This window comes from Pseudoxanthomonas sp. Root630, assembly GCF_001427585.1.
Classification (GTDB): Bacteria; Pseudomonadota; Gammaproteobacteria; order Xanthomonadales; family Xanthomonadaceae; genus Pseudoxanthomonas_A.
Map to the genome: position 1 here is coordinate 193735 of NZ_LMGY01000017.1, position 18135 is coordinate 211869.

General features: G+C 63.6%; 11 protein-coding genes and 1 pseudogene. 7 read left to right on the top strand and 5 right to left on the bottom strand.

Going from position 1 to position 18135, the window contains the following annotated elements; all coding sequences use genetic code 11:
- Positions 1-5: 5 nt before the first annotated feature.
- The 4 genes from ASD72_RS15590 to ASD72_RS15605 form a co-directional block, all read right to left on the bottom strand.
- Entirely contained in the window at positions 6-863 is an 858-nt protein-coding gene (locus tag ASD72_RS15590; protein ID WP_056880865.1) for a sugar phosphate isomerase/epimerase, read from the bottom strand.
- Between the two features lie 61 nt (positions 864-924).
- Positions 925-2049: a Gfo/Idh/MocA family oxidoreductase gene (locus tag ASD72_RS15595; RefSeq protein WP_056880866.1), complete on the bottom strand. Its 1125-nt coding sequence runs from the start codon at positions 2047-2049 to the stop codon at positions 925-927.
- Positions 2050-2060: 11 nt separating this feature from the next.
- Complete coding sequence (locus tag ASD72_RS15600; protein ID WP_056880867.1) at positions 2061-3287, bottom strand: nucleoside permease; 1227 nt, start codon at positions 3285-3287, stop codon at positions 2061-2063.
- Positions 3288-3314: 27 nt separating this feature from the next.
- Positions 3315-4367, bottom strand: a complete 1053-nt coding sequence (locus ASD72_RS15605) for a sugar phosphate isomerase/epimerase family protein (RefSeq protein ID WP_056880868.1) — start codon at positions 4365-4367, stop codon at positions 3315-3317.
- Positions 4368-4459: 92 nt separating this feature from the next.
- Between ASD72_RS15605 and ASD72_RS15610 the strand changes: the two genes are divergently transcribed.
- The 5 genes and pseudogenes from ASD72_RS15610 (at position 4460) to ASD72_RS15625 (ending at position 13430) form a co-directional block, all read left to right on the top strand.
- Complete coding sequence (locus ASD72_RS15610) at positions 4460-5467, top strand: LacI family DNA-binding transcriptional regulator (RefSeq protein ID WP_056880869.1); 1008 nt, start codon at positions 4460-4462, stop codon at positions 5465-5467.
- A 165-nt stretch (positions 5468-5632) separates the two neighbouring features.
- Positions 5633-5792 (top strand): annotated as a pseudogene (locus ASD72_RS21555) (IS3 family transposase); the annotation flags it as partial.
- A gap of 620 nt (positions 5793-6412) precedes the next feature.
- Positions 6413-6817 (top strand): hypothetical protein, encoded by a 405-nt coding sequence (locus tag ASD72_RS15615; RefSeq protein ID WP_155944682.1) that lies wholly within the window; start codon positions 6413-6415, stop codon positions 6815-6817.
- Between the two features lie 57 nt (positions 6818-6874).
- A complete protein-coding gene (locus ASD72_RS15620) occupies positions 6875-12658 on the top strand; it encodes a CHAT domain-containing protein (protein ID WP_056880871.1) in 5784 nt (1927 codons plus the stop codon).
- Between the two features lie 250 nt (positions 12659-12908).
- Positions 12909-13430 (top strand): hypothetical protein, encoded by a 522-nt coding sequence (locus tag ASD72_RS15625; protein ID WP_235578030.1) that lies wholly within the window; start codon positions 12909-12911, stop codon positions 13428-13430.
- Positions 13431-13610: 180 nt separating this feature from the next.
- Here ASD72_RS15625 and ASD72_RS15630 read toward each other — a convergent pair whose 3' ends face one another.
- On the bottom strand, positions 13611-15122 hold the full coding sequence (locus tag ASD72_RS15630; protein WP_056880872.1) for an arylsulfatase: 1512 nt from the start codon (positions 15120-15122) through the stop codon (positions 13611-13613).
- 213 nt (positions 15123-15335) lie between these two features.
- On the opposite strand from ASD72_RS15630, the gene ASD72_RS15635 reads away from it, so the two are divergent.
- Positions 15336-15731: a YciI family protein gene (locus tag ASD72_RS15635; RefSeq protein ID WP_255357663.1), complete on the top strand. Its 396-nt coding sequence runs from the start codon at positions 15336-15338 to the stop codon at positions 15729-15731.
- Positions 15732-15871: 140 nt separating this feature from the next.
- Positions 15872-18028 carry a TonB-dependent siderophore receptor gene (locus tag ASD72_RS15640; RefSeq protein WP_235578031.1) on the top strand — a complete coding sequence of 719 codons (2157 nt, stop codon included), beginning with the start codon at positions 15872-15874 and terminating at the stop codon, positions 18026-18028.
- The last annotated feature ends 107 nt before the right edge of the window (positions 18029-18135 follow it).

The following is an 18135-nucleotide window of genomic DNA, read 5'->3' on the forward strand; positions in this document are numbered from 1 at the left end:
CCGTATCAGCGCACTGCGGCCGCAGGCAGGTGTTCGTCGAGGTAGTCCGCGCCGGCTTTGATGACCGAAGCAGGATCGTGCGGGTGGTCATGCTCGATGATGAACCACTGCACGCCCGCTGCTTCGGCGGCGGAGAGGATCGACGTCCAGTTCAGCACACCCCTGCCGACGGCAGCGAAGCCGCCTTCGTCCTGCGCTTGGCCCTGGGCTGCATTGTCCTTGGCATGGACCGCGAACAGGCGTCCGCGAAATTTGCCCAGCGTCGCCGCCGGGTCGAGTCCGGCGCGTGCCACCCAGGCCAGATCCAGCTCGGTCTTGAGCCCGGGGCCGGCCGCTTCGAACAGCAAGTCGAGCCCTGTCTTGCCGGCGAAATCGACCAGCTCGAAGTCGTGGTTGTGGTAGGCCAGCGTCATCCCCTTGGCCTGCACCTGTCGCGAGATGCCGGCCAGTTCTTCGCCCAGGGCCGTCCAGCCGGCCGCGTCGGTCGGCCGTTCCTTCTCGCTCAGATACGGCACCACCAGCACGGTGTTGCCGATCGCCTCGTTGAAGGCGACCACGCTATCCAGATTCGTGCGCAGATCCGCCAGTTGCACATGGCTGGAGATGACCCTGATCGAATACTTGTCCAGCAATCGCTTCAACTCCGCCGCGTCGACACCCTGCGTACCGACGGTTTCCACTGCCCGGATGCCGGCGTCGTGCACGATCTTCAATTGCTCGTCGAGCGAAGCCACATGGCGCAGCGTGTACATCTGCACCGCAACGGGCTTGGCTGGCGTAGCGGCGTCCTTGGCGAAGCCGGGCAAGGAGGAGAAGAACAGCAGCATGGCGGTTGCGATTCTGCGCAATGGCGTGATGGTCATGGTGTACTCGGCGGTCGGATGGATGCGGACAAGGCGGAGAGCCGATCCTGTTCTGGGTCGATCAAAGGATGGATGTCCAGGCACGCGTCCTGGCCGAGGCGATGACGCGGTCGACGATGAGCGCAGAGCGCAGTCCGTCTTCGAACGTCGGCAACCCTTCAGGCCGCTCGGCGACGATGGCGCGATAGGTGTCCGCGACGAACGCGTCGAAACAGTTGCCATAGCCCTGCGCATGGCCGGGCGGCAGCACCGACAGCCGGCGCTGCTCGGCACTTCCCGCACCCGGACCGCGCACGAAGATCTCTTCGCGCTGGTCGGGCCTGCCGATCCAGAGCCGTTCGCTGTCCTCCTGATCGAACGCCACGCTCGCCTTCGCGCCGTCGATTTCGAACCACAAGCGGTTCCGGCGTCCGGCCGACACCTGGCTGACCGTCAACGAGGCCAGCGTGCCGTTGCCGGTCTTGAACAGGGCCGCGGCCACGTCCTCGCTGGCGACCGATTGCAGGGTGCCGCCCGCCGCCGGCGTGGCGAAGCTCAGCCCGGTGGTGGCGGCCCGTTGCGCAATCACCGTTTCGAATGCAGCGGTGACCTCCACGAAGCGTTCTCCGCTGACCCATTCCACCAGATCGCACCAGTGCGAGCCGATGTCGGCGAACACGCGGGAAGCGCCACCCAGCGCTGGATCCACGCGCCAGTTGTTGCTGGCTGGATCCAGCAGCCAATCCTGCAGGTAGCTGCCATGGATGAGTCGCAGCGGGCCCAGTTCGCCTTCGGCGATGCGTGCGCGCGCCTCTCGAACGACAGGGTGATAGCGGTAGACGAACGGCACCGTGGCTACCAGGCCGGTGGAGGCCGCCAGGTCGGCCAAGGCCTGTGCGTCCTGCCGTGTCGTGGCCAGCGGCTTCTCGCAGATCACGTGCTTGCCGGCTTCCAGCGCGGCCTGCGCCATCGCACGGTGCAGATGGTTGGGGGTGCACACATGCACCACCTGCACCTGCGGGTCGGCGAGGGCCTCCCCGATATCGCGATAGGCGCGCGGCACGTCCCAGGCCTTCGCCACGTCTTCGCCACGTTCCGGTGAGGACGCGCTGACACCGCGGACGACGGCACCGGCGAGCAAGGCCGCGCGGCGATGCACGGCGCCGATCATCCCGGTACCGACGATGGCGACCCCCAGCTTACCCATGCCCCGGCTCCTCAGCTTGCGGACGAAGAAGAGGGCGCAGCGGCGGTCGCCGGGCCTTCGCGGAACAACAGCAAGAAGGCCACCAACACGACCAAGGCCACGCCGGCCGGGAACAGCCAGATCTTCTGCCAGTCGGGGCCCGCCGGCGTGGTGTAGTGCTCGACCACCGCGCCCGAAAGGAAGGTGCCGATCAACATGCCCACGCCATAGGTGGCCAGCGTGATGAAACCTTGCGCGCTGCTGCGCACTGCCGGGCCTGCGTGGGCGTCGGTATAGATCTGGCCGGTGACGAAGAAGAAGTCATAGCAGATGCCATGCAGCACGATGCCGATGACCAGCAGCGCGAATCCGCTGCCGGCATCGCCATAGGCGAACATCCCGTAGCGCAGCACCCAGGCGGCCATGCCGACCGCCAGCATCGTCTTGACCCCCAGCCGCGCGAACAGGAAGGGCATGGCCAGCATCAGCAGCACTTCGGACACCTGGCCCAGCGATTGCAAGCCGGCCGCGCCCCGCACGCCCAGGTCATTGAGATACGGATTGGTGAAGTTGTAGTAGAACGACAGCGGAATGCAGATGGCGATCGAGGCCAGGAAAAACACCAGGTACGAGCGCGACTTCAGCAGGCGCAGCGCGTCCAGTCCGACGACCTGGCCCAACGTGGCGTTGCGCTGCTGCGCGAGCGGGGGTGTATGGGGCAGGGTGAACGCGTACAGCCCCAGCATCAACGAAGCGGCCGCCGCCATGCGGAACGTGAGCTCCAGCCGGTGCGCCTGCTCCCAACCCAGCCAGCCGATCAGCACGCCTGCCACGATCCAGCCGATGCTGCCGGCAACCCGCACCGGTGGAAACTGTTTCTCGGGCGACCGCATATGCCGCATCGCCACGCTGTTGACCAAGGCCAGCGTCGGCATGAACAACAGCATGTAAGCCATCACGTAGGCGGCGAAGGCATCGAAGCTGTCCGCCGTGGACGCGAACCACATCAACGCCGCCCCGGCCAGATGCAGCACGCCCAGGATGCGTTGCGCGGCGAAGTACCGGTCGGCAATCAGTCCGACCAGGAACGGCGCGACGATGGCGCCGATGGACTGGCTCAGGAAGGCGGTCGCCACCTGGCTTGCGCTGGCCTGCAGCGGACCCTGCACCAGATACGTGCCCAGGGTGACGAACCACGCCCCCCAGATGAAGAACTGCAGGAACATCATCGCGCTCAGGCGCGACATGGCGAACGTCATGACTTCCCCTCCCAGGTCGGTGTTCGTTCAAATCCCCAGCATGCCGCGCAGCGCTTCGGGACTTGTGCCGCTGTCGGCGAAGTCGTCGAAGGCGCGCCCGGTCACGCGAATCAGATGGTCGCGGATGAAGGCGGCCCCTTCGCGCGCGCCATCTTCCGGATGCTTCAGGCAGCACTCCCATTCCAGTACAGCCCAGCCGGGGAAGTCGTACTGCGCCATCTTGGAGAAGATCGCCTTGAAGTCGATCTGGCCATCGCCCAGCGAGCGGAAGCGGCCTGGACGATCGATCCAGTTTTCATACCCGCCATAGACGCCGCTGCGCGCACTGGGGCGGTATTCGGCGTCCTTGACGTGAAAGATGCCGATGCGCTCGTGATAGCGGTCGATGAAACCGAGATAGTCCATCTGCTGCAGCAGCAAATGGCTGGGGTCGTAGAGGATCTTGGCGCGCGGATGATGATCCACCGCGTCGAGGAAGCGCTCGAAGGTCGCTCCGTCATGCAGATCCTCGCCGGGATGGATTTCGTAGCAGAGGTCCACCCCTCGTGCGTCGAAGGCATCCAGGATGGGACGCCAGCGACGCCCAAGCTCGGCGAACGCTTCTTCCACCAGCCCCGCCGGCCGCTGGGGCCAGGGATAGAAGTAGGGCCAGGCCAACGCGCCGGAGAATGTCGCGTGCGCCGTCAGTCCGAGCCGCTGGCTGGCCTGGGCCGCCATCATCACCTGTTCGACCGCCCATGCCTGGCGCGCTGCGGGATTGCCGCGCTTTTCCGGTGGGGCGAAGCCGTCGAACAGGTGGTCGTAGGAGGGATGGACGGCGACCAGCTGGCCTTGCAGATGGGTGGACAGCTCGGTGATCTGGATGCCGTGCCGGGACAGCGTGCCGGCGATGTCGTCGCAATAGGCCTGGCTGTGGGCCGCCTGCGCCAGATCGAAGATGGAGGGCGCGCTGGTGGGCAGTTGTACGCCAGAATAGCCAAGTCCGGCGGCCCATTCGGCCAATGTGTCCAATCGATTGAAAGGAGGCTCGTCACCGATGAATTGCGCCAGGAACAGCGCGGGACCCTTGACTGTCTTCACGGCAATAGGCCTTGATGCAATCGATTGCATCATCCTAGCATGGGGTCATCGGAGGATGCGTTGTGCAGCGCACCGGAGGTGCCAGGGCTGATATGGCAACGATCTACGACATCGCCAAACACGTGGGGGTCTCGGCAGGGACGGTATCGCGTGCGCTCTCGCGGCCGGAAAAAGTGCTTCCGGCGACGCGCGCGCGTATCGAGCAGGCGGCGGCCACGCTGGGTTATGTCCCCAACACGATCGCCAGGACGCTCAAGACGCAGCGCAGCGCCAAGATTCTGGTCACCGTGCCGGACATCGCCAATCCGTTCTTCGCGCAGATCCTGCAAGGCGCGGAAGAAACGGCACAGGCGGCCGACTATGCCGTGCTGCTGGGCGATACGCAGCACCAGCCGGATCGTGAAGAGCGCTACGCGCAAATGCTGCGCCGAAACGAGGCGGATGGCTTGATCGTCCTGGGACATCGGCTGCCGCCGACGGCACGCGAGATCGTCAAACAGCTAGGCCCGCATGCGCCGGTGGTCAATGGCTGCGAATTCGATCCGGCGCTGGGCATTCCCAGCGTCCATATCGACAACGCCGCCGCCGCGCGTGCCGCGATGGAGCATCTGTACGGCTTGGGGCACGAACATATCGTCGTGGTGGGTGGACCACCCGACAATCCCCTGCATCAACAACGATTGGAAGGAGCAAGGCGCGCCGCCAGGGCGCGCGGCCGCCTTCGGCAGATGACGCTCGTTCCAGGGGATTTCTCCGTTGAGTCCGGTTACACGGCGGCCACTCAAGTGTTGGGGCAGGGCAGCGGTACACCAACGGCCGCGTTCTGTTTCAGCGACCAGATGGCGCTGGGCGTATTGGCCGCCTGTCGCGACCTCGGCCTGCGCGTGCCTCATGACGTCTCGATCGTCGGCTTCGACGATCTGGCGTCGTCCCGGTACCTCAACCCGCCCCTGACCACCATCAGCCAGCCCATGCGCGAGATCGGCGTCCGAGCCGTAAAGCTGTTGCTTGCCATCATCGATGGTGTGGACGTGCCGCATCAGCAGACGCTGGAATTTGCCCTGATGCTGCGTGGGTCCACGGCTAAGCGTGTGGAGTAGCCAGGGCACTGGTGCGCAGCAGAACGTCAGTGGGCTTTGGGCCCATGTCGGCTTCCGGCCTTGGATCCGACCGACCGACGCAACATTTTTTCGATATCGCTCTGCTGATGTTTCGTACTCAATCGCCTGCATCGGCGGTTCAGGGTCAAGCAGCACGATCTTGCTTGGGTCACCGATATCACCGGCCTGCGTACCGCCGAAGGCTGCCTGTATCCGGCCGTGATGATCGACCCCTATGCGCGCGGTCGTTGGAGGGTCGATGAAGTGCGTTTCGGCGCGCGAACCGGCGATGGATGCACTGTTGAAGGCCGCCTGGCGCCGTCGACATACTCCGGGTGTCGCCAACCACTACGACCAAGCGTGCCATACAGTAGCGACAACTGGCATCGCTTCAACCACGAGCACAGCAAGACCCTGTGGCCGAGGCTCCACGGCCCCCACGGTTGGGCGGCTGGCGCGAGCACCACGCGAGGAATGTTGAGGTGCGCGAGTGGGACGACCGCTCATCGTATACATGCATTTACTTGGCGAATGTTGTCCTGCCAAGAGAAGAGGGGTCGTTGACCTTGGCTGAGGCGGCTCCAATCGGAGCCGCGCTGGGGGGGGAAGTGCTTCAGCCGGTAGTCGCGTGATGCGGTCGTAAGGATCATCGGGGGCGGCCTCGCTTCTCTTGGGCTGCATCCCCAGAACTCCATGCATCTTCAAGGCCGTCGGCTCCGAGGTGCGTGCGCGTCACCCTGCGCTGGCCGCAGAGACATTGTGGCTTCCATGCGACGTAAGCCTTCAAAGCGCTGACGAGGGCCCTCCATGACGTCTCATTGCAGATTTCCTTCTCCGCAGGTCGCAATCCTGACTTGCGCAATCAGCGGAAGATTCCGGGAGTTTTCTGTACACGGTTTCTAGCCTCGACCTTCAGCAATCCGGGTTTCTTGTATGGAGCGCGTCATGAGCCAGCGTCGGACGATACTTCTTCATGTAGACGGAAAGTGGCTGAAAGCCGCTTGGATAGACGAACGCGGCAGAGGGATTGATGAGTCCATTCTGGGTAGTTCCGAAGCGGACATAGCGAACGATCAAAGCATCCTCGAGCTGCTGGAATCCAGGCTGGGCGGGCATATCGGAGCGCCTGGTCTGAACATCGAGATACAGGCGGAAAGCACTGAACTGTACGAAATGCTGTCAAGGAACGAGCGCATACGTCCGCTGCTTAGTCGTCGCGTCGGGCAAGAATTCATCCGCGAAGAATTCACGGGCTGGCAAGGAGATGTTGGCGCACTGGAGGAGTCACCCCAGACAAAAGGCGCCTCGGATAACGGCATCACCGCCGAGGAAGGCGATTCGAACGAGTAAAGCTCACCGGCGCACGGCGCCGTCGTGATCCCGGCATCCAGCGAAGAGGACAGTGCGATGAGTGAGCATGTTCGTCGATTCGTCAAATCCAGCCATCTTCTGGAGATGCGGGGTGGCGGTGATGCTTTGGCGGCGCTTGCGGCCGAAGGCGAGATGGTGGAACTCGAGCTGGGGGACGGCTTGTCGTTGTTTACCGCCGGAGGCGGCGAACTCGACAACCAGGTGAGCTATCTGCCAGGACAGCGCGATGACGCAACGTCACTGGTTCTGCGCTCGGATGCGCCGACCCAGCGCGGCGCGGCCGGCCTGGTCATCAAGGGCCTGAAGATCCTGGGTGTGGATGTGGAGGCATGGCTGGGCATCGACTCTCTCAAGAACCACGCATCCAGCGTCATTGCAGACAGGGCTGCGCTGCTGGCCGACGGACGCGCGGTCGCTGGCCGCTCGGGAGGCTTGGGGCTTTACCAGTGCGATGGGCGGACGGCGTATGCGGAGCGGCTCTCAGCGCCTGCCAGGCTATCCTCGAGCGGCGAGGCGCTGGTGCTCGTACACGGTTTCTTCTCCAGCACGGGTGGGGCATTCGAAGGTCTGTGGAAACCGGCGGGAAGCGGGGTCCGCGACGCATTGCTCAGGCATTACCAAGGCGCAATGTATGGCTTCGATCACGCCACCCTGGGCGAAAACCCGATTGCCAATGCACTTGCTCTGGCAAAGGGCCTGCCCGAAGGTGCCCGATTGCACATGCTGGCCCATTCGCGTGGAGGCTTGGTCTGCGAGCTGCTGTCGCGGGCCCAGTTCGGCCAGGACGGAATCCTTCCGCGCGAGCTTGAACTGTTCGAAAGTCGCCAGCCCGAAGATGCCGCAAGATTGCGCGAACTGATCCGAGTGATGCGGACCAAGGAGTTGCGGGTAGAAAGACTGGTGCGAGCGGGCTCCCCGATTCGGGGTACGTGGCTGGCCAGCAATCGCTTGGATCGCTGGCTGAGCATTTTCTACAATGTGGTGCGCCAGGCCGTGCCGCAAGGGCCCCGGTTCGTGGCCGATTGTGTGTTCGACGTCATTGCGACGGTAGTCAAGAAGCGCCTTGAACGCGAGCACTTTCCTGGGATTGAGGCGATGAGCCCCACCAGTCCCTTGATGGGCCTGCTCAATGATGCAGCGCCCGAACTGCGCCAGCGGTTGACAGTGATTGCGGGCGACTGCGTGGGAAGTGGACTGGTGCAGCGCCTGAAACTGCTGATCACCGATGGATTCTTCGGCGAGCCGCACGATCTGGTGGTTCCAACCTCCAGCATGTTTGGCGGGGCGCCACGTAGCGGCGGGGTCCGCTATTTCTTCCACCAGACTCCGCGCGTGGATCATTTCCACTACTTCAGCCAGGGCGAATCGCTGAAGCGCGTTCAGATTGGTTTGATCGGCGATGACGCGCAGTATGAAAGATTGCAGTTGTTGTCGCGGATCACCGAGCGGCCGCGCCTGGTCGCCAACCGTGCCGTCAAGCCCGATGCGCCACTTAACGTGGTTTTGCCGGGGATCATGGGGACGGAACTGGCCTACAAGGACAACAATCGCCTGTGGGTCGACTTGATCGACTTCTTCTGCGGCGGTTTCCCAAAGCTTGTGTTGGATGCGCAATCGCAGGACGCGCCGTATCCGCGTCCGGGCACGCGTGAGGTGTATCCACTTGGACCGATGGACAAGTTCTATGGCGACCTGGAAGAAGCGCTGCAGATGCGTGGCGAACTTGTCTTGTCGGCAGGTTACGACTGGCGCAAGCCGATTCACGTAGCCGCGGATGCGCTGGCCGCACGGCTTGCCAGCGAATGGCCGGAGGGCAGTCCTCGGCCACTGCGGCTGGTGGCGCATTCGATGGGTGGGCTGGTGGCGCGTGCATTGTTCGCGCGGCACCCTAGGCTGCGCGAGCGATTCGTACTGTCGGCCCGCAATCGCTTGCTGATGTTGGGTACTCCCAATGCCGGCAGCATGGCCATCGTCAGGGCCCTCCTGCGGGACAACAAGCAGATCGGGCTGATTGCCGGAATGTCCCCGCAAACGCAAACGGAACTCCTGACGGTGGCGGCGACCTTTCCGGGCTTCCACGAATTGCTGCCGCAGTCGGGGCGCATCTGGGCGAACCAGTCCGTCTGGGACAAGCTGTACGACCAGAATGGGATCCCGGCCAGTGAACGCCCGAGCCTGTCCGCTGGCGCGATGACCTTGGCCGCCCGCGGTCGCCAGGCCTTGCGTGACAGCATTGCCGCGTTGCCGCTGGGCCATGCCGTCTACGTCGCTGGATTCGTTGATCCCGAATCGCGCGACGCCACTGTGGTCGACATTGACCAACAGGGGCGCTACGTGAGGGGGCCGGGCGATGGCACCGTCTCGTACGAGAGTGGCTTGGTCCCTGGAATTCCGACTTACTACGCAAACGCCAAGCATGGTGACCTGCCCGCGTTCCGGCGTGCCTTCAGCGCGTATTTCGAGCTGTTGGAGCGGGGCCAGACCAACTTGCTGCCGAAGGACTGGAAGAGCCTGCAAGAAGCACGGCGCGGCGTGCAGCTGGAGACCCTGGAACAGGAGCAACTACCGTATCGCCCAAGCCGTCGGGAACTGCTGTACAGCCTGCTGGGCGCTACCGTGCCCGACGTTGCGATGCTGACGGCGAGCCATGCCGACCCCATCACGTTGCGCGTCGTGAATGGCGGACTGCGCTTCGCTCGCTATCCCTTGATCGTGGGCCACTACCAGGGCGACGTCATGCAGGGATCGGAAGCGGAGATCGACCGCCAGTTCGACGGACAGATGCAGACAGCGCTGGAGCTGGGCGTCTATCCGGGGCCGGTGGAGAGTTTCCAGGTGTTCGAGCGCAGGCAGGATACCCACGACAGGCGCTCGCCATTCGCGATCGTCGTAGGCCTCGGTCGCCCGGGAGAGTTGTCTGTAGGCGAGCTTCGCGGCACGGTCAGGCGGGGCATCCTGGGATGGTTCGGCACCGCGTTGAGCGGAGCAAGATCGAACGAGCGTACGGCGTTCAGCATCGTGTTGCTTGGGTCATCTGTCAGCGGCATGTCCGTCAGCGAGTGCGCCCGCGCCATACTGCAAGGGGTACAGGACGCGCAGTCCGTCGCTATCGAGCGCCAGCAGGCAGCCGATGGCAACGACACCTCGCAGAGCATAGGTGAAGTCGAGCTGATCGAGGTATACGAAGACAAAGCCCTTGAGCTGGTCGCAGAGTTGCCGAAGCTCATCGATACCGAAGAGTTCCGCGATCGGTTCCGTGTTGCCGCCGGCTTGGAAGAGCGGGCCGATGCCTTGCGCCGTCTGCGTGACGAAGGGCGTGGCGCGACCACGGTGCGGCGGCTCGACATACGCGCCATCGGTGGGCGCCTGCGCTATTCGTTGCCAGGCATCCAGGCGGCCGTCCCGGTCATGAAACGCGACATCGACATCGCGGAAATCCAAGCCTACTCACGCGAGATAGACCAACAACTGAGTACGGACCGAACGCTGGGACGAGTGTTGTTCAATCAACTCCTTCCCCTTGAGCTCAAGCACTTCGCCCTTGAGCAGTACGATGTCCTGCTTACCCTCAACCAGAGTGCGGCCAGCCTGCCCTGGGAACTGGCTGATGCTGGCTCCAAGCTGCCATTGTCTGTGCAGTCAGGCATGATCCGCCAGCTGCGCAGTGCGCGCTACACGCCTCGCGAGCGCGTCAGCCACAACAGCGCACTAGTGATCGGCGAGCCCGTGGTGGAGGGTCTTCCGCCATTGCCGGGGGCCCGTCGCGAAGCGGAGGTGGTTGCGGACGTGCTAAGAACCGCTGGTTTTGAAGTGACCTATCTGGACCAGCCCACCGCGATGCAGGTACGTGACGAGCTCGGGCGGCGCCCCTACCGTGTCATCCATTTCGCTGGGCATGGCGTAGTGGACTACCTCGGACCCCTGAGTGGCGCGGGCGCCACGCCCCGTACCGGCATGGTCATCGGCAGTTTGCTGGTGAATGCGGCGGATGCAGAATCCAGTGCCAAAGCCCCCTTGGGAGCAGGAATCTCTGCGGCATCGACGGGCACACGTGGTGCGTCCGATGAGCGCAATGCGGCGCAGGCTGACGGAACAGCGCAGCGTCAATGGCTCCTGCTGACCCCGGATGACGTGCGCGAGTGCGTAGCACAGGTTCCCGAGATGGTGTTCATCAACTGCTGCCATCTGGGGCGCCAACCAGGCGTGGCGCGCAATGCACCCAAGATGGCCTCGAGCTTCGCCAACAGCTTCATGGAGATCGGTTGCCGTGCCGTTGTCGCCGCCGGATGGGCCGTCGAAGACACTGCGGCACAGCGTTTCGCGGAAACGTTCTATGCATGCATGGTCCGCCATGGCGATCGCTTCATTGATGCCGTCCGTCGTGCCCGCGAGGTGACGTACGCCCGTCACAGCGACAGCACGCCGACCTGGGGAGCGTACCAATGCTATGGCGATCCGAGCTATGGCGCTTTGCGCAGGAGCGGTTTTTCGCGACCGCCGCAATTCAGCACCCCACGCGAACTGGAGTACTGGTTGCGCGAAAGGGCCACGGCCTGCATGGGCCTCACAGGGAGTGCACTGGAGGCGATCCGGGCGCCGTTGCTGGAGACATTGGCCGGCGAAGCGGCGCGCTGGCTGGGGTCTGAGAATGTATTCGATGCGGCGATCTCCACCTGCGAAAGCATGGGCGCATATCAGTTCTCGGCGGAGCTGATCCAGGGGCGCATTAACGCGAGACGTTCAATCAGTGCGCGGACGCGGGTCATCCATGCCCGTCTCTGCCTGCGCATTGCGATGCAGGCGCAAGCGCATCCTGGCAAGCAGATGCAGTCCTGGCAAGCTGCCGCGAGGAAGGCGCTGGCACAAGTGGAATCGCTGGCCAACCTGGAAAACAGCGGTTTGCTCTGGTTCGATCTGAGCACGTTCCTGCGACGCTGGTTCGTGCTGCAGCACACCCGCGCGGACCGCCAGGCCGCATTGGCGCGATTGGTGCTGGCGGCGCAAGCAGCATGGGATGCCACGCAGAAGGGAATCGAACAGCGACTCGGGCATGTGCCTACTCACGATGAACTGGTGATCGAGACCAGTGATGCGCAGGCACAAAAGACATTGTCGGCGATCATCATCGCCGGATTGATCGCGGTCAAGGGTAGGAAAGGCGCCAAGGCAGGGGCAACGCTACCCAGCTATGCGGCCATGATGGAGCACTGCACGGCAAAGCTCGAACGCGACGAAGCGGCGGTGGAATTCTGGGATGACGTCGATCTGGCGGACCTCAAGCTATTGTTGCTGGCCACGCCGCCATCGCTGCTGCCGGCCGGCGGCAAACACGTCAGCCAGGATGAGTACGACAGACAGGCAGGCCACATCAGCGCGCTGTACCAATTCGGGATGTCGTTATCTGCGACCGAAGGGCAGCGAGATTCCATCGCCGCCTATATTCGTTTCTGGTACGAGGCTGCGGTCTTCTTTGCGGAAGACTCCGCAACGGAAGAGCAGGGGCATTGGGATCGGCTGCGCCGCGCCTTGGTGCACGCCAACCTGCCAGGCGTGCCGGCGGCAACAGCGAAAGCTCGCTCGCCACGCGTCGCCAACAAGCCCACGCCTGCCGCCCGGAAGAAGGCAACGAAGGCAAAGAAGGCAGTGGCTGTGCCCGGCGTTGCAGTTCAAGCCGGAACAACGCGGACAGTTGCCAGGAAGACAACCGCGAGACCGGCAAAAGCCAGCAAGACAACGGGTCGCAGGACAACGGGTGGCAAGACGACGGCAAGGAAGAAGACGAATGCGCGCAAGGCCACCCAGGGCGCGCGCAAGAAGTGATTGCTTCACCGCGGATGCAAAGCGCCATCGAATGTGCGGCCCCGCCAATCCTCGGGACGCATTCTCGCTACTGCCCCCGCCCTGGACGGGGCGGGGCGGCCAAGCGCAGCGCTCGCGGGCTTCCTTCACGCGGGCATGCAACACGATCTTTGGCCTTGCCCGCACGACGTGTTGAAACCCTAGGATCGAGCAGTATCAAGAGGATGGCGCTGTACCGCGGGGCATGTGGACTGGTCGTATTACCGGATCCTTGGATTCGGCCATTTGGCAGTTGGATATGACATCGGAGGCCGTTATGACTCGGCAACAAGGACTCAAGCTCGTTTGGCGCAAGCTACTGCTGTTGTTCATCGTCTTGCTTGGTTTATCTACCATCGCGGCACTACAAGCAGGGCCATTCACCGTTCCCGTCTTGACGTTTATCGTGGGGAACATCGGCGGTTACGTTGGCATGCATCGCAACCTTTCCAATCTCTCGGACGCTGAGATAGAAGAGCTATCTGGCTCATGGTTAGGCCTGGTCATCCCGTCGCTCGTGGGGGGCATACTGGCGTGCCTACTCTATACACTCTTCATTTCCGGCATCATCAGTGGCGAGCTCTTTCCAAAAATTGTTCCCGACGAAGGATTGAGTCCTGAAGGATTCGAGGCGATCTTTCTCCAGCATGCTGATGGTCCTTCTGAATACGCAAAACTGATTTTCTGGGCGTTTGTGGCCGGATTCAATCAGAAGTACGTCGTGGATGTGGTGGAGTCCATCAAGAGTCGCTAGATGATTCCTGGCAGTTTGTTCAAGCCGAACCCGATTCGTGGGCCTGCCTAGTTCATGGGTTCGCTGATGTCCGCTTCTGCCCGGAAGCGGACGTCCTTGTCCGTCTGTCTCCACCTTTGAACCAAAGCGGGCGTTGCTGCCACCTTCAAGCTCGCCCACTTTCCGGTAACCGATGCGGCCTCAGTTCTGGTTGGCGCTTGCCGTCGTGATCTTGTCCATCACGTCGCCCACGGTGAAGCTCGCGGCTTTGTTGCGTGGTGGGAATTCCTTGAACGTCTCGATCCATTTGGCGACCAGGCCTTGAACCGGCACCTGTACCCAGACGTGTTCGGCATTCCACAGGCCGTACATGAAGCTCGACGGTCCGCGCTCGAACGGGTCCGAACGGATGTTGTAGAGCATCGGGACGCGCAGTTTGGTGAATTCCCCCTGCCATACGCCCATGGGCATTTCCGCCGAGACTTCGGTGTGTTGCTCCATGAACGCGATCTTCCACTGGTTGACGCGGACGGCAAGCAAGTCGCCATCGTCGCTCCAGTACAGGAAACCTTCGCGAGGTGATTGCTTCTCGTCGCCCTTGAGGAACGGAAGAAGGTTGTGGCCATCAAGATGGACCTTGAACGGACGGCCATTCAGCGTGTGGCCCTTCCTCACCTTGTCGACAAGGTCGGGTTCGCCTGCGGCTGCCGCAAAGGTCGGAATGAAGTCCTCGTGCGCGCATATGCCATTGATCCGCTGACCGGGCTTTATGACGCCAGGCCAGCGAATCATGCAGGGAACACGGAAGCCGCCCTCGAAGTTGGTGGCTTTCTCGCCGCGGAATGGCGTCGCGCCTCCATCCGGGAAGGTGAATACCTCGGCGCCGTTGTCCGTGGTGTAGACGACGACCGTGTTCTCCGTTACGCCAAGCTCGTCGAGCAGCGCGAGCAACCGGCCCACGTGCCCGTCATGTTCCACCATGCCATCCGGATAGAGGCCCAATCCGGTGACGCCCTGCGATTCTTTCTTGAGATGCGTGAAGACATGCATCCGCGTGGAATTGAAGTAGCAGAACCAGGGGACGCCTTCGGTATGCTTGCGCTTGATGAAATCCTGCGCGGCAGCCAGGAACTCCTCGTCGATCGTCTCCATCCGTTCCTTGGGAAGCGCACCGGTGTTCTCGATGGACTGTCCACCCTTGCCGTCGGCCTTGCAGCGCAGTACGCCACGCGGCCCGAACTTCTCGCGGAACTTCGGATCCTTCGGGTAGTCGGCGTAGAACGGCTCTTCCTCGGCATTGAGGTGATAGAGGTTGCCGAAGAATTCATCGAACCCATGCATGGTCGGCAGGTGCTCATCGCGGTCGCCCAGATGGTTCTTGCCGAACTGCCCAGTGGCGTAACCGAGGTCCTTGAGCACATCCGCCACCGATGGATCCTGCGGCCCCAGCCCCAGCGATGCCCCCGGCAGGCCGACCTTGGTCAAGCCGGTGCGGATAGGCGACTGGCCGGTGATGAACGCGGCGCGCCCGGCCGTGCAACTCTGCTGGCCGTACCAGTCGGTGAACTGCGCGCCTTCGCGCCCGATGCGGTCGATGTTGGGCGTCTCGTACCCCATGGTGCCGAGATGGTAGGCGCTGACATTGAACCAGCCGATGTCGTCGCCCATGATGAACAGGATGTTCGGCTTCTGATTTTTCGCCTTGGTGGCCATGGCCCAGTCGTCACCGTTGAGGACGCCTGGCAGCGTGGCGTACCTCGTCAGGCCCGAGCTACAGCAAAAAGACGTAGTGACCGTCGGTAAATCTACTTGGAGCGACCGGATGCTCCGATATCCGCTTCCTGCCGGTAGCGGTTGGGCGTGGTGCGGTCCTCCGCATGCCGTGTCGGCGCATGTCGATTCCCCGCCCGCAGGTTCGTCGCCGAGATATCCCCGCCCTCAGGAGCTCCCACGAAATACCTCGGCCTCGCCTATTTCACCCCCGGGAAGTTCGCTGCGATGCGTCCCGAGGATGTCGAGGCGCTGGTGAGCCAGTGCCCTGCGCTGGACGAGAAGATGCGCGCGACCGGCCGGGTGCGGGTGTCCGCGTCGCTGGGCGACCTGGAGGGCCGGCGGACGCTGCGTCCGGTCGACGGCAAGACCCGGATCAGCGACGGCCCTTACACCGAGTCGAAGGAAGTGGTTGGCGGCTTCTTCATCATCGAGGCGGACAGCCACGACGAAGCGCTGCGTATCGCCTCCATGCACCCGGCGGCCACGCTGGGCGAAGCCGGTGGCTGGGCCGTCGAGCTCATCCCCATGGCGTTCTACCTGGCCGGATAAGGCTTGGGTGCCCCCCGCGGGCGGGGGCGATGGGCTCCGCCGTTGATCTGGGTCAATTGCGATCCGTTCGCATTTGGTAAACTGCACCCATCAGCCGCTGCGCCACGCAGTCAGCCACTTCCGCGCCATAGGCTGATTCCGTGTCCACGATCCGCACCCCGCGCGCGCCTGCGCGCACGCCGCTGTTCCTCTCGCTCGCCCTCCTGCTGACCCCACCCCTCGCCGCGACGGCCCAGGAGGCCATCGACACCGCGCAGGACACCCCGGACCCGGCGGTGACCCTCGACGCCGTGCACGTCAAAGGCGAACGCCTGGGGCTCAACCTCAATCTCGATGCCAGGTCCGGCGCGCTGGGCACCAAGCGGCTGCTGGATACGCCGTTCTCGGTCACCGTGGTCGAGCAGGAAGACATCGAGAAGCGCGGCGCCACCACGCTGGGCCAGGTCTTCATCAACGATCCCTCGGTCTACGCCGCCGAACCCTCGGCGACGACGGCCTGGTGGGGCACGCAGATCCGCGGCATCGGCGTCACCAACCACTACGTCGATGGCGTGCCGATGCTGATGGAGTGGGGCGGCGAATACCCGCTGGAGGCCGTGGAGTCGGTGCAGGCGCTCAAGGGCCTGGGTGGTTTCATGTACGGGTTCGGTGCGCCGGGCGGCATCATCAGCTACCGCACCAAGCGGCCCACCGCCGCGCCGCTGTTCTCCACCGCGCTCGGCTGGCGCAACGACAGCGCGTTCTCGCTGCACGTCGATGCCAGCGACCACATCGGCGGACCGGATTCGCTGGGCTACCGGGTGAATGTGGTGAAGGAGGGCGGTGATGCCTACAACGGTGCCGGCCTCGATCGCACCCTGATCGCATTGGCGGTCGACCAGCCGATCGGCGACAACCTGCTGTGGCACGCCGAAGTGCTGCGCGAGGACAACAAGCTCAAGCACGAGCCGCTGTACTTCTACTGGGACACGTACGAAGGCGAGCGCCTGCCGAGGCCGACCTACGACTACGAAAACGTCCGCGTGCGCAATTCGTACTACAAGGCCGTGACCACGAACGTCACCACCGGCCTGGAATGGCGGATCAACGAACGCTGGAACGTGGACGTCACCGTGGGCGGCAGCCGCCGTGAGCACTATTCGAACAAGATGTTCGCCAACCTGCTCAACCAGGCGGGCGACTACGAAGGCAGCGTCTACAACTTCGCCGGCGTGATGCGCAACACCGTGGCCCAGGCGCTGGTGACCGGCCAGGTCGTCACCGGCGGCATCGAGCACGACCTCGTGCTGGGCGCGGCGGCCCAGCGCACGTGGGACCAGTGGGGCAACGACTGGTACTGGAGCAACGACTTCTCCGGCAACCTGTACCAGCGTCTGGATTTCCTCTCGACCCACGTGCCGGATTTCAGCCTCGCGCCGGTGAGCGGCGACGAACGCCAGATGTCGGTGTTCGCCAGCGACACCGTGCATTTCGGTGAACACTGGCAGGCGATCCTGGGCGCGCGCTACGTCGACTACGAACAGCGCGACCTGGACGGCGACCCCACCGTCGACTCGCGCTATGCGACCTCCGCGCTCACGCCCACCGTCGCGCTGATCTACAAGCCCGTCGATGCGGTCTCGGTCTATGCGAGTTACGTGGAATCGCTCGAATCGGCCGGGCGTGTCGGCTTCGACAGCGAGCCCCCCTATGCCAATGCAGGCGAAGTGCTGGATGCCACCACCAGCAAGCAGTACGAGGTAGGCGCCAAGTACCAGACCGGTCGTTTCGGCATCACGACGGCGGCGTTCCGGGTCGAACGCGCCGCGCAGATCGACCAGTGGCGCGGCGACGAGCGCTACCTGGTGCAGGACGGCCTCACGCTGTATCGCGGCTTCGAAGCGATCGCCAGCGTCGGCATCACCGACCGGCTGGACATCGGTGTCGGCGGCTTGTGGATGGATGCCAGCCTCGAGGAGTTGTCTCCCGAGAATGCGGCGCTGATCGGCAACCGGCCGGCAGGCTCCTCGCGGCGGCAGTACGTCGCGAACATCGAATACCGTCCTGCCGCGCTGCATGGGCTCAGCCTGCACGGCAATGTCCGCTACTCCGGCGACCAGTACTACGAGGACGCCAACCGCGTGCTGATTCCCGGCCGCACCGTGGCCGATGCCGGTGTCCAGTACCGCACCACGATCGGCGGGCGCAGCGCCACGCTCACCGGCAACCTCAACAACGTGTTCAACCGGAAGTACTGGAACCTCGACATGCTGGGTGAGGCACGCAACGCCTCCCTCGACCTGCGTATCGACTGGTAGTCCGCGCAGGGCCGCTGCGGCATCTGAAGCAGGGGTCAGAGTGCTGTCCTGGATGCGTGGTCAACGCCGGGCAGCGCTCTGATCCCGTTTGCTCATTGAGCCGCCTG